Origin of the sequence: Paenibacillus sp. FSL E2-8871 (genome assembly GCF_038000345.1) — a bacterium.
GTDB lineage: Bacteria > Bacillota > Bacilli > Paenibacillales > Paenibacillaceae > Paenibacillus_AQ.
In genome coordinates this window covers 427,132-440,143 of the sequence record NZ_JBBOBV010000001.1, presented here as the reverse complement: position 1 = coordinate 440,143, position 13,012 = coordinate 427,132, and the positions used below count along the sequence as shown (strand labels likewise).

Annotated in this window: 14 protein-coding genes; 3 read left to right on the top strand and 11 right to left on the bottom strand. The window is 45.6% G+C overall.

Annotated features, from left to right (window positions below):
- Positions 1-37 precede the first annotated feature (37 nt).
- From NYE25_RS02040 to NYE25_RS02000, 9 genes are all read right to left on the bottom strand, one after another.
- Positions 38-952, bottom strand: coding sequence for a PHP domain-containing protein (locus tag NYE25_RS02040; protein WP_341144987.1), 915 nt, complete (start codon positions 950-952; stop codon positions 38-40).
- Between the two features lie 53 nt (positions 953-1,005).
- On the bottom strand, positions 1,006-1,905 hold the full coding sequence (locus NYE25_RS02035; RefSeq protein ID WP_076282925.1) for a selenium metabolism-associated LysR family transcriptional regulator: 900 nt from the start codon (positions 1,903-1,905) through the stop codon (positions 1,006-1,008).
- A gap of 133 nt (positions 1,906-2,038) precedes the next feature.
- The gene (locus NYE25_RS02030; protein ID WP_076283371.1) at positions 2,039-2,476 is read right to left on the bottom strand and encodes a hypothetical protein; all 438 of its coding nucleotides are present in this window, start codon (positions 2,474-2,476) and stop codon (positions 2,039-2,041) included.
- A gap of 164 nt (positions 2,477-2,640) precedes the next feature.
- Complete coding sequence (locus tag NYE25_RS02025) at positions 2,641-2,904, bottom strand: YlbG family protein (protein WP_042126853.1); 264 nt, start codon at positions 2,902-2,904, stop codon at positions 2,641-2,643.
- 40 nt (positions 2,905-2,944) lie between these two features.
- A complete protein-coding gene (locus tag NYE25_RS02020; protein ID WP_076282926.1) occupies positions 2,945-3,382 on the bottom strand; it encodes a YlbF family regulator in 438 nt (145 codons plus the stop codon).
- A gap of 15 nt (positions 3,383-3,397) precedes the next feature.
- Positions 3,398-5,329: a helicase-associated domain-containing protein gene (locus tag NYE25_RS02015; protein ID WP_341144986.1), complete on the bottom strand. Its 1,932-nt coding sequence runs from the start codon at positions 5,327-5,329 to the stop codon at positions 3,398-3,400.
- The gene (locus NYE25_RS02010) at positions 5,326-7,038 is read right to left on the bottom strand and encodes a DNA repair helicase XPB (protein ID WP_341144985.1); all 1,713 of its coding nucleotides are present in this window, start codon (positions 7,036-7,038) and stop codon (positions 5,326-5,328) included. The genes NYE25_RS02015 and NYE25_RS02010 overlap by 4 nt, the downstream gene beginning before the upstream one ends.
- 217 nt (positions 7,039-7,255) lie before the next feature.
- Positions 7,256-7,687: a CBS domain-containing protein gene (locus NYE25_RS02005; protein WP_341060542.1), complete on the bottom strand. Its 432-nt coding sequence runs from the start codon at positions 7,685-7,687 to the stop codon at positions 7,256-7,258.
- A gap of 62 nt (positions 7,688-7,749) precedes the next feature.
- Entirely contained in the window at positions 7,750-8,931 is a 1,182-nt protein-coding gene (locus tag NYE25_RS02000) for a M20 family metallopeptidase (protein WP_076299508.1), read from the bottom strand.
- A gap of 239 nt (positions 8,932-9,170) precedes the next feature.
- Here NYE25_RS02000 and NYE25_RS01995 point away from each other — a divergent pair, with 239 nt between their 5' ends.
- Together NYE25_RS01995 and ftsW are read left to right on the top strand one after the other, a co-directional pair.
- On the top strand, positions 9,171-9,518 hold the full coding sequence (locus NYE25_RS01995) for a YugN family protein (RefSeq protein WP_076282930.1): 348 nt from the start codon (positions 9,171-9,173) through the stop codon (positions 9,516-9,518).
- Positions 9,515-10,759, top strand: a complete 1,245-nt coding sequence (ftsW, locus tag NYE25_RS01990) for a putative lipid II flippase FtsW (RefSeq protein ID WP_076282931.1) — start codon at positions 9,515-9,517, stop codon at positions 10,757-10,759. Before NYE25_RS01995 ends, ftsW begins: the two co-directional genes overlap by 4 nt.
- Positions 10,760-10,849: 90 nt before the next feature.
- Here ftsW and NYE25_RS01985 read toward each other — a convergent pair whose 3' ends face one another.
- Positions 10,850-11,215 carry an Asp23/Gls24 family envelope stress response protein gene (locus NYE25_RS01985; RefSeq protein WP_042126837.1) on the bottom strand — a complete coding sequence of 122 codons (366 nt, stop codon included), beginning with the start codon at positions 11,213-11,215 and terminating at the stop codon, positions 10,850-10,852.
- Positions 11,216-11,369: 154 nt separating this feature from the next.
- Here NYE25_RS01985 and cax point away from each other — a divergent pair, with 154 nt between their 5' ends.
- Positions 11,370-12,440, top strand: coding sequence for a calcium/proton exchanger (gene cax / locus NYE25_RS01980; RefSeq protein WP_042187348.1), 1,071 nt, complete (start codon positions 11,370-11,372; stop codon positions 12,438-12,440).
- A 94-nt stretch (positions 12,441-12,534) separates the two neighbouring features.
- On the opposite strand, the gene NYE25_RS01975 is transcribed toward cax, so the two are convergent.
- Complete coding sequence (locus NYE25_RS01975) at positions 12,535-12,831, bottom strand: YlaN family protein (protein ID WP_042126833.1); 297 nt, start codon at positions 12,829-12,831, stop codon at positions 12,535-12,537.
- Positions 12,832-13,012 lie beyond the last annotated feature (181 nt).

The following is a 13,012-nucleotide window of genomic DNA, read 5'->3' as shown; positions in this document are numbered from 1 at the left end:
TTTCGTTTTTCAGTATATTATGTTCAACTGATTGAACTTAGTTTTGACGTAACATGCCAGCAACCTTCTTCAACTGTTCCAGAGCTTCAACAGAAACCGTAACACTACCGATATCTCCATGGAATACAACACCTTGGCGGGCACCATGAAAATCCGAGCCACCGGTTATAATTAAGCTGAATTCTTCAGCCATGGTTAGGTAACGCTCTGAATCAGCGGGTTCGTGATCCGAATGATAAACCTCAATCCCTTTAAAAGCCTCCCGCTCCATAATCCCTCGTACTAACTGGTCGTCACCATATAGGCCTGGATGTGCCAATACTGGAGACCCACCCGCCTCGATAATCCAATCACAGGCTTCCTCGGGCGTGATTCGTGGGGGTGACACGTAAGCCGCTGCACCTTCGGCTAAATACTTATTGAACGCATCTCTCATATCCGTAGCTGCTCCAAGACGAACCAGCTCATCAGCAATATGTGGTCGACCAATACTCTCATCAGGCTTCAGTTCCCGTCCAATTCCCGCGACAACTGCCTCAAGCGTAATTTCAATCCCAAGCCCACGTAATTTTGAGAGGATCGCATCATTCCTTAGTGCCCGGGTTTCTCTTAGCCCTTCCAAACGGGAAAGAAACAACTCATTTGCTGGATCTATGTAGTATCCAAGGACGTGAATATCTTTTCCTCCAGCACGAGTGCTGATCTCTACACCCGGTACAACAGTGATTCCGTACTTCTCTCCTGCTTCGAGAGCTTCCTTCACACCAGCCACAGTATCATGATCCGTAATGGCAACTGCGATTAGTCCCTTCTCTTTAGCGAGACGTACATTTTCCTCCGGTGGCTGCATGCCATCAGAGGCTTGAGTATGCGTGTGAAGATCGCATCGTGAGGCGTCAATATTCTCCGGTCTGTCGCCCTTCAGTTCATCCAGTCTAGTTTCATTCTCCATTTCTATCACCTCTATCGCTAGTTTCTAAGTTTCCTGCCTCTGGTCATATTGCTTTAGTTATCATTCGAATGCTCGCGCAAAAAAGTCAAGAACGTCACTGCAGAAATTGGCAGCAGTGTCGATTTTAGATGAATGGCGTAGAATTGTCTTTTAAATGAGGCATCCGAGATATTCACGATTTTCAGTAGTCCAAGCGCAACCTCATGTTTAACAGAAGAAGTCGAGATAATAGTAACCCCAAGACCCGCCTCCACTGCCGACTTCACAGCACCCGTACTACCAAGCTCCATCACTATTTTCATCGATCCCGGATCAAGCCCCTTCGAGAACAGCTGCTCTTCCATCACACGCCGCGTTCCTGAGCCCTGCTCACGCAGAACAAAAGGGTGCTGAAGCACCTCCTCCAAAGTGACCTCTTGCTGCTCTGCAAGCGGATGATCATAGGGCACAATCAACTTCAATTCATCCCCCATCACCGGCTCAATCACCATATCAGGATGTGTTACCGACGCTTCAATTAAACCAAAATTCAACTGATGTTTTAGGATTTCCTCCATAATTTGCGAGGTATTCATGACCTTCATCATGATTGAAATGTTCGGATATTGCTTTCCAAAAGGACCTAAGAGCCGTGGCAGCACATACTCCCCAATGGTAAGGCTTGCCCCAAGCTGCAAGCGCCCTTCCAACATATGCGTAAACGCCGACATCGCTTGATCCGTCTCCCGCATCAATTGGATACTGCGCAGCGCGTATGGCATTAACGTATGACCTGCTTCGGAGAGCATGATTTTTTTGGTAGAACGATTGAAGAGCTTGGTTCCAAAATAATCCTCTAGCGCCTGTACTTGCATGGTCACTGCTGGTTGAGTCATATGTAATGTCTGTGCCGCTGCCGAGAAGCTTCCTCGCTCTAAGACAGTATAAAAAATATGTAATTGATGAAAGTTCATGCTCTGCAACTCCTTGTGCTGTCTATAAAAGAAACTTAAGTAAGGGATTATGTACGATATGAAGCTTATATATTCTTATTTTCAAAAAGGACATGCAGCCACCGCCGCATGCCTCCTGTTCGTTCTTTATACACTATTTACGTTTACGCTTCTTCTTCGTTAGCTTAGTGCGGCGGGAATTGCGCAGCAGCGAAAAGTAAGTTTTTAAATCTCTCAACTGTGGAGTCGCAGAGATTCTACCAAGAAACGAAACGATGATCATAGAATATAATGGCTGACCTGAAATATCTTTTTCACCTATCAATTCCGTGAACTCAGCGATTACTACAGAGTCATCGTCAATTAAATACGCGTTAAAATCACTGTCTGAAAAGGGCTTGAGCCGATTCTGCATCAGGCACTGCCACATCCATGCGGCGACCTCTTCGTCATCGCTTACACCTTTACCGATCCGGTCCAAATAACGACTCTTCGCATGATTTGTTATAACGATGTCAGCGACCCTGTAGTCGTTCAGCATGATGTGGAAGGGCTCGTAAGAACTGGGCCAATCCGTCCCTTTGTTGCGCATCATCATCACACTCCACCATAAGGGTCTTTGTATGTACTTAATGTTGTCATCTTACCTCATTGCTGAAAGTTGTACAAGTTCCAGAGCACGGAAGAAACCGCGGTTACCCGAGAGCTGCGCATAAAAAAACAGGTGCTACTTAAGCACCTGTTCACCTCCAAGAATTACATACCGTAATTACGGGACTTGTCCGGCCCATTACTGGTATACTCTGTCTTAATTTCGTTTCGATAGGATCTTTCGATCTTACGAACGTAGGAGAGTCTGCGGACATTCTTCATAACTTCCTCGGCACGTTCTGCATTTACATACATCACTGCATAATGCATTTTCCGAGAAACATAATGTAATGTTCCGTATTTCTCAAGGTTACGTGCCGCTTTAACGTCACTTACCCAAATGATGTATCCTGTCCGTTCCGCAAACATAAGCTAAACCGCCTTTCTCTCTCTAAATCCTAAGGGAAGCTTATCCGCAGGAGCATTTTCCCCCGCTACCGCATCCACCTTTAGGGGAAGGATCATTGCTTGGTACTTTAATGCTATCCGATACTGAAAAAGCAATCGCTTCCGACATGGAATGCAGAATGTCATCAAGAGTCTTCTCCGCCTGCTTAAAACGAGCGACCTCTTCAAACTTCTCCAATTCCGCTTCTACTGCCGAAACCTCATCCTTCGCTGAATGATAGTTCGGATGAAAATGTCCGAATCGCTGTGTTTCTTCAAACAACTCCTTCTTGGCTTGAAGCTGTTTGACCATGGCCTGAATTTCTGGGTTCGAATCAACCCGTCCTTTCCAGTATAAGTAATCCGACACTTCGGCGGATTGATTAATCATATCGCCTAATTCATAGGCGTATGTCAGCACTTCAGCCATATCGACCGTATTTAATTCCGCTACGCTCATGAACTCAGCTCTTTTCTACGTTAATGTTCTACCGAATTCAGTAGACTTTTCTATCATACCATAATCACTCGCTTCAGCAGAAGAGGAATTTCTTCGCCTTTTGGGAATTACTAACTTCATTTCCTTCCAGTCTTCAGGGGTCAGCTCTATTTCCTCAACCGTTTCACCATCGTTATACAGCAGATGCCCTGCCACTTTCCAAGGATTCCCTTTTATTCTGGAGGGGATGAAATCTAACATTTGGTCCTTTAAGGAAAACCGCACCTTAATTCCCCATTTCAGCCCTTGTTCCATTACTTTCTGAGCGGTTGAGCTATGATAATGGCGCCATTCCTTGCTCCAGATCTGTGGCACATTTTCTCCACCTAATAAGATATCCTCCTCCTGCTCAGGAGAAATAACTGGTAGGTTTAAAAAGGGATTCCCTCTGTCGAGTAGCCTTAGTTCAGGATTTAGTACTGGAAGTGAATACAACGCTTGCCCGGTTTCGGCTTCTTGATGAAATGAAGTCCATTCAGCATCCACCTCTTCCTCACGTCCTCCAATCATCCTAGAAGGGGCCAATTCTGCTAAGAACAGCTCCTTACGCATCTGCTCCACAGACTCCGGAGATACAAGGAAATGAAGCGGTCCGATACGTTTAAGGCTCTCTTGCAGTCGCGGGTGGGCTGCAATAGCCGCTCCGTCCTCCTCCGTCTGACAAGTCAACAGAATCACTTCAGAGAGTGATGTTCGGCCAATGCTCTTTCCCCATTGCTCTAAAGACAGCTCCACCACAGATGGCAGACCACCCAGTGCATGATCTTTAATCCAAGCTATCGCTTCTTCTGGAGGCTTCCCTCGCTCTGATGCATGCACTAGCATCTCACGAGTCAGTCGGAAGCTCCACATCGTATCTGTTTGCAGAAGTTCAGCGCATTCAGCTAAAACCCAGCGCACAGTATAGAGAACATCCGGTGGAATCAGGACTTCAAAATCAGGCTGCACAATAAACTGGTCATTCGAATGCTCTGCCACAGAATCAGGGAAGGACTCACTACTGTACATCAGCTTCGGTTTTGCAGCAGTCCAGCGAAAGCACTGGATACCCTCAGGCGTGCTCCCCAGTTCACACCATCCAAAGCCTGTTAGACAACGAAGCCAGTTCAAGCTTGATTGTTCCAGCTCTTTCCGGGAAACTGTTCCAGTTAAATTCATATCTGCCATCCAGTCCAAAAGCTCAGGCAACGCTGTCCATTTCTCTGATACAAAAGCATTGCTGGATATTAAATAGCGAAAATGCTGATCGGCAGGCCCAATGCATCCAAAACGATGAATAACAATCCCATACAGGATGTCAGTCATTCTTGTCTCAGGAAGTTGCAACCAACGTCCCAGCATATCCTTGTCCAGTCTATAGCCCGTTTTCAGTCTGGTAATAAGCCCAAGACACAACATGATATCTACTACAAGAGCCGCTGACAGAGCATCCATTTCATTCGAAGGAGTGCCCATAGAGAGCCCCGCTAAATGCTTTTCCTGAAAAGAAAGCTGAGCCGCTAAGCGATTTAAATTTTTTTTATGAATAATTCCCTTTGCGGTCAAAGGCAAGCCTTCACGAGCCATGAACAGCAAGGCCCGAAACAGATCTACTGCCAGTCCAGCACCCGCCTCCATGGATAGATTCACTGAATAACCCTCAATAAACTTAGGCTGGTATGGGAAGAATTCTTGTTCTAGCACTAATAATTGTTCAACAGGAATCTGATACAGCTTCTCCCCCAATATTTTATGCCTCGCAGTTAACAACCCTGCTCGCCGCAGTTCATTCATTGCAAGCTTTTGCTCTGCCCGGCAGAGCGTTGAAGGACGCCAACGCTCTTCTTTTCCCTCGTCAAAGGGTTGGGCCGCGTAAGCAGCACATAATCGCTTTAAGACCTCTAATGCTTCCGCTGATAGCTGGTTCAATGGATCGTTCGCTCCTTTCCGTTCGGCACCATTTTAACGACATATTCATACCCCTGTTCTGTTAAAAACATCCGGCGGCGCATAGCGAATTCCTGCTCCCGGCTATCTTCAGATACCAGCGAATAGAAGTACGCTTTGTTCTCACCCGCCTTCGGACGCAAGATTCGACCCAAGCGCTGGGCCTCCTCCTGCCTGGATCCAAAAGCTCCTGAAACCTCAATAGCAATCGACGCATCTGGTAAATTCACCGCAAAATTCGCTACTTTAGAGACAACAAGCACCTGTATTATTCTCTCGTTAAAAGCTGCATACAACTCATCTCTTTCTCGCTGCTTCGTTTTACCCGTAATCAGAGGTGCACCGATCTTATCCGACAGTTCAATTAATTGGTCGAGATACTGTCCAATAACCAGAACCGATGATCCCTGGTGGGCTTTTAGAAGCTCGACTATAACCTCAGCTTTTGCAGGATTGCATGAGGCCATACGAAATTTCTCTTTCGCTTCCGCATACAAATACTTCTGTCTCAGCTCAGAGCTCATCGGTACGATCATCTCGACACATTCTACCTCTGCAATCCAGCCCTGCTGCTCCAGCTCCTTCCAAGGCATGTCGTAACGTTTAGGCCCAATCAATGAGAATACGTCCCCTTCCTTCCCGTCTTCTCTAACCAGAGTTGCAGTGAGACCTAGTCTTCTAGTAGCCTGAATATCTGCTGTAGCCCGGAATACTGGAGCTGGAAGCAGATGAACCTCATCATAAATAATCAAACCCCAGTTGCGTTCATTGAACAGCTTCATATGGAGAAATGGACCGCCTTTGGATTGACGGTGCGTTAATATCTGATAGGTAGCTATAGTAACAGGCCGCACTTCTCTTTTTTCACCGGAGTATTCGCCAATAGACTCATCAGCCAAATCCGTTCGCTCAAGCAGCTCATCTACCCATTGTTTTACCGAAGTTGTATTTGAAGTTAAGATCAGTGTTTCGCATTGTAGACTTTCAAGAACGGCCAAACCCACTACCGTCTTACCCGCTCCACAAGGCAACACAACTACCCCGCTGCCTCCCTGCCCTTCTATGCCTTGAAACATCTGGACAGCCTCCTGCTGATATTCACGCAGTCCAAAGGCTTCACCTTTCGCTCCATCCTTTGCGTGATTGTGAGACTCCTTCCAGGTCAAACTTAGAGCTTGTCCGACATGATAACCAGCATAATCCAGTACAGGGTAGCCTAGTCTCATCAGCTCTTGCTTTAAAAGCCCTCTGTTCTCCGCACGGCATGAGCTTTCTAGTGGATTTATTCTCTGCAAACCTAACTCCTTTAGACCTGATTCATTAACTAGTCCATTCAGAATCTCAGCTGTCTCAGCCCTGAGCGTAATGAGCTCATTCGAAGTCTCCTGACCGTGAAGGGTGAGCTTCCCATACCTAGAGAGAAGAGTTGCGATCTCATCCTCCAGCCCGGCAGGAACACCCCAGCGCGCGAGTTGATGCAGACTTGAAATAATCGTTTCAGCTGTATAATTAAGCGCTGCTGCATTCCATAATGATAATGGAGTGATTCTATAAGTGTGATAAGCCGGAGGACTCTTTACGAGCTCTGCAAAGGTTCCCAGTTCTTTCCTTGCCTTCTCAAAACCAGGATGTGCACATTCCAGTAGAATTGTCCGATCCCTTCGCACAATGCAAGCCCCTGTTTCATTCATAACGTTCCCTCCCCATTCATTAATTTTATTCAAGCCTGCGCTATGTAATCTGCTTACATTCATACAAGCAAAAACGCCTTCGGCATCCCAAAAGGGCGTTAAGCGGTTATGCGAGAAATATAAGGATAATGTATAGTGTGAAATCTATATTTTCTTATATTTGAACAGGAAAAAGCTCATCCCCGCATAACGGTCATGAGCTTCCCTATCAAACTATTTAATGTAAATGCTGCTGCGAAATATCATGAAGTGCTTCGCCAGCCTCGTCCGCAAAAATGTTGCGCACAGCCAAGTCACCGATGGACACTACACCAATCAGCTTCTGGCCACTAGTCACAGCCAATCTGCGAATTTGCCAGCTCGACATCAGTTCTGCAGCCTCATCTACAGATGTATTCTCTGAGACGGTCTGAATTTCTCTACTCATTACCTTTTCCACAGCTGTTGATCCAGGGTGTTTAGCCGCGTAACCTCTAATCACTAGATCACGATCTGTAATTACACCGAGTAATGTCTTATCATCTTCATTATCAATGACTGGTATAAATCCAGTGTCATGATCTCTCATTTTAACAGCGACTTCATACACATTATCCAGTAGTGTGACTGCTACAGGCTCCTTCGTCATAACCTCTTTCACTGTCTTCAAGAACGAACCCTCCTAATCATAATCTCCATGTTATGGAATAGGTTCTCCTCTATGAAACGAAATTATACGATTGTCTTCTCTTGCAAACAGGAATTCGCCATAGCGATCAATAATTTCATCCCATGCAACATAGCATCCTCGTCAAAATCAAACTTGCTATGATGATGCGGGTAAGCTGCATCTTTGTCTGGATTCCCAGCCCCTACGAACATAAAGCAGCCAGGAATTTCTTTTACATAGTAGGCAAAATCCTCAGCTGGCATCAGCTTTTCCATGCGAATCACTTGAACAGCTTCTCCTAGTGCTCCCGGTGCCACCTCGGAAAAACGCTGGTATTCCCCCTCGTGATTTACGAGTGGCGGATATCCCATAACATAGTCTATCTTAGCTTCTGCACCGTATGCGCCAGCTATTGAAACTGTCATTTCTTCGATTCTGCTGCGGATCAGATAACGGGTCTCCTCGTCGAACGCCCGTACGGTTCCTGTAATGCGACAACGCTCAGCTATGACGTTCTGGGCGAATCCCCCTTGAATGGTTCCTACACTGAGAACAGCGGGCTCCAGCGGGTTCACAGAGCGGCTTACGATGCTCTGAAGCTGAGTCACAAGCGCTGCCCCGGCTACAATACTGTCTATCGTGCGATTCGGCATACCGCCATGTCCGCCCCTGCCGATGATATCAATGAAAAATTCATCAGCAGATGCCATAAGAGGTCCTGGCGCACTGCCCACGGTCCCCATTGGAAGCGGAGTCCACAAATGCAAACCATACACCGCATCCGCGCCTTCCAGCACGCCTTCGGCAATCATCCCCTGTGCTCCACCCGGGCATACTTCCTCCGCAGGCTGAAAAAGAAAACGCAGCTCCCCTTCTAACTCTTCAAGGCGGCTGCTATAGTAAAAGGCTACACCCAGCAGTATTGAAGTGTGTCCATCATGCCCACAGGCATGCATAACCCCTTCATTTTGCGAAACGTAGTCATTCTTATTCTCCTCTTTAATAGGTAGTGCATCCATATCCGCGCGAAGGACTACCGTTTTCCCCGGCCGATGTCCTCGCAATATACCTGTTACACCATACCCGGACGTGCTTCTTCTAACTTCGATGCCGAATTCTGCTAACTTGTCTGCTATAAATGCTGACGTTTCCTTTTCATGAAAAGACAACTCCGGATGACGGTGTAAATGGCGTCTCCATTCCACGATCTCCGGCATGAGCGAATCAACCGCTAAGCTCTTCATACGTTCTCCATCCCCTTCTTCATAAACCCGCATCAATAGCATGCGACAGCAGTCCTGTACACTTTGTTCCAGCCGTATACGGCTATAATTCTTTTATTGTAGCAGAAACGCAAAAAACTGGGTATCGTTAGGAGGTGCCTACTCTTGCACAACGTTTAGAAACATACTATCATGAGGTAGAACATCAGCAAACGGATCATGAATTCATCATTATACTTCATAAGGGGGATATGCGTGCTATGATTTTTGAGAACACGGGCCTCGTAGGATTGAAGAGTGATCTTCTCTATCTGGACGAGAGTGCGACAAAGGCTGGCTTCATTCGCTGGCAATGGGAATACTATCGTGCCACTTACGACTGCAAAATTGAAGACCCACAGGATGGTGGCGAATACTTTCTACGCATCAACACTCGCGCTGTCGAGGGGAAGCTGGAGAAAGCTGATGCCGTACTTGCAATTGAAGCCGTATACTTAGGGAAAGCAACATTCCCCCATGGCCTGGAGTATGACTCCCCGGTACCTAAACCAGTATTGGACACTGCTGCTACTCGGATTCTCGAATTAAAGCAGATGTTGGAGGCTTGAGTAACAGAAAGGGAAAGACGAAACAAAATGTCAGCCTGCCCAAAAGAGGAACACCCGATTTCCAACTACTTATCTTAACACTACTACTTGTGGGTTTCGGTCTAGTCATGGTCTTCAGTGCTAGCTCCAGTTTGACCTTAGCAAGCTCGAAGTTCAGTAATGACCCTCTATTTTTCATGAAACGCCAGATGATATGGATCGTACTTGGAATCGTTGTTATGTTTACAGCCATGAACATTCACTACAGTAAATTCAAGAAGTGGTATGTGCCTATCTTTATCATCACCATAATTCTCCTGCTATTTGTAGCCTTTTCCGAAAGAATCAATGGCGCCAAGAGCTGGTTAAGTATCGGGACGCTAGGGATCCAACCTACCGAGCTGGCCAAAATATCAATTATCCTGTATCTCTCTGCACTAATTACCAAAAAAGGTGAACGGTTTAGAGATTTCCGTACAGGATATATCCCTGTAATGGTCATTGTGGGTATAGTTGCCGGACTTATTATGATGCAGCCAGATTTGGGCTCATGCCTTATTCTCGTGGCTACCAGTGGACTTGTCATTTATGCAGGCGGTGCCAGCATGAAGCATATCCTGGGCTCTATTGCACTCTTGGTGCTAGGGGTAGGAATTGTTATGGGGGCTAAAGCAGCGATTGATTCCCTTTCCCCCGCAACCGACAAAGTAGCCGCCAATCAAGACTATAAAAAAGGCCGTATTCAAGCTTTCATAGATCCCTATCAGGATCCTGAAGGCGAAGGATATAATATTATTCAGTCTTTGACCGCTCTCGGACAAGGTGGAGTCAGTGGCTCTGGCTTTGGCAAAAGCATTCAAAAGCTGGATTATCTTAAATACCCGTATACGGACTTTATTTTCCCCGTCATTGGTGAAGAATTCGGCTTTGTAGGAACGGCATTATTTCTGATGTTATATCTGTATTTTATCTGGCGAGGTATTTTAATCGCATTAAGGTGTAAGGATCCCTTTGGCACACTAGTGGGCATTGGTATTATGGGCCTCATTGCCATTCAGGCCTTTGTCAATATTGGTGGTGTAACGAAGACGATTCCGCTTACTGGTGTAACCTTGCCATTTATCAGCTACGGCGGTTCTTCACTTCTTGTGAGTATGCTGTCCATGGGAATTATGCTGAGCATTTCAAGAGAAACTAATCTTCCAGCTAAAGAGGAAGTCACGAAATCTGTAACTACGGTTAGACAAGTTCGTTCCCGGTAAGATTCATAAATCCGGATGTAATAGAATATATAAAAAAGCAGTCCAAGTTAAATATCTTGGACTGCTTTTTTATGTACAAGCTCTTTTGCATTAAGCAATTTCATCGTTCTTGAAGGCTACGCCTTCAACTTTGACATTCACTTCAACAATATGAAGTCCAGTCATGCTCTCCACAGCTTCGCGTACGTTCTGTTGAAGCATCCGGCACACTTCATGTATCGGAGTTTCATAGAGAACTATAATACGCAGGTCTACTGCTGCTTCTAGCTGTCCCACTTCAACGGTAACGCCCTTTTGGACGTTCTTACCACTAAGACGCTTTGCCCAGCCCTCTGATAGGCCACCTGACATGGCTGCAATACCTGGAGTCTCCAAGGCAGCCAATCCGGCAATTTTCGAGACGACGTCATTTGAAATTCGTATATTTCCCATTTCCAATTGAAGTTGTTCTGCCATGCCATATCCCCCCTTAACTCATTATCAATTATTGTAATTCCTAAACAGGCTAAAAAGCAAATCAGTTTCTCGCTTTCTCGTTTACACTTAGGAATAATTTGGGTATATTGATTATGAATTGATCCTGAATACATAGATTGGAGTGTACTTTACATTGAAAAAATGGATTTCACCAGCTTTGCTGGCAATCACCTTTATCCTTAGTGCCATAGGTCATTATGCAGATTGGGACCACACGCTTCAGTTCGTTCTCTCTGCAGTAGCCGTTGTGTTTGTGGCTGGCTTTCTGGGCCGCGCCACAGAAAGTGTAGCACATTATGCTGGACAGCGGTTAGGCGGCTTCCTAAACGCTACCTTCGGTAATGCCGCAGAGCTAATCATTGCCTTTTTCTTAGTGAAGGAAGGACTGTTCGACATGGTGAAAGCCAGTCTTACCGGTTCCATTATTGGCAATCTGCTGCTTGTCCTCGGTTTAAGTATTTTCGCTGGCGGAATGAAGTTCAAAGTACAGAACTTTAACGTAACCCTTGCCGGTATGAACGGTTCCCTTATGATCGTAGCGGTGATCGCTTTATTTGTACCGGCTATGTTCTTCAATACCCATTCCATAACTGAAAAAGATACAGACGTGCTGAGTTTAATCGTTGCTGGGCTGCTCATCGCTTCGTACATGGCCTGGCTGGTCTTCTCCATGATTACGCACAAGAAACATCTAGAGGACGTTACAGAAGCCGGTAAGGAAGAAATGGCTCATGAGCATGCGCCTAAGTGGTCCAGAAACAGATCCATCCTTTATCTACTTCTTGCTACCGTGATGGTAGCCTTTGTGAGTGAGTGGCTGGTAGGGACGCTTGAGACACTAACTGAGCGCTTTGGATTTAGTGAACTGTTTGTAGGCGCCTTCCTCGTGGCAATCATCGGTAATGCCGCAGAACATAGTGCAGCCATTATGCTAGCCATGAAGAACAAAATCGGTGCGGCAGTAGAAATCGCTGTCGGGAGCAGTCTTCAAATTGCACTATTTGTAGCGCCTGTACTTATCTTCGCCAGTTATTTCATGGGTGATACTATGGACATTGTGTTTACAACGATCGAAATTGTCGCCATTGGTGTCGCCGTCTTTATTGCCAAATCAATCACTCAGGATGGTTCGACCAACTGGTATGAGGGTCTCTTGCTATTAACGGTTTATCTAATTCTCGGAGTCTCCTTTTATCTAGTATAAATACTTCCCTATTCATTCTATAAATCTCAAAAAAAACGCACATGAGTGACGATCTGTCCTCATGTGCGTTTCTATGAATACTATAAATCAAAACTTATTCTTCTTTTGCTTTGTTATTCAATGCCTCATAGAGTACTGCTAAATTCCGCTCCAGCTTACTCAGCACCATTTTACCGGTAATCTCTGGCACCAAACCTGCTCTAACCGCAAAATCGACCTCTCTTGAGAAACCGTACATTTGGGTATCGAGCACTTCCTCATAGAGAGGGCAGTAGCGTGTTGCCAGATTTTCCATCTGCACTTCAATAAGTTGCTGAATTTTATCGGCATCTTCTTGTAGAAGATTGATCGCTTTAAGATTAAACTGTTCCTGTAATTCCGACGAAGTCATGCCTCTTCCCCCCCATGTCCAAAAGTTAAGCTGCTTTTACTATTTTACTTAATATTAGTCGAAATCGGATATCAATACAACAATTCTGTTTATACTAACCATTTATTTGAAAGAAGCAGCTATGTTGTTTATAAGGGCTGGCATTAATTCCTCATCTATTTCTAGAAAAAACGCCCCACCG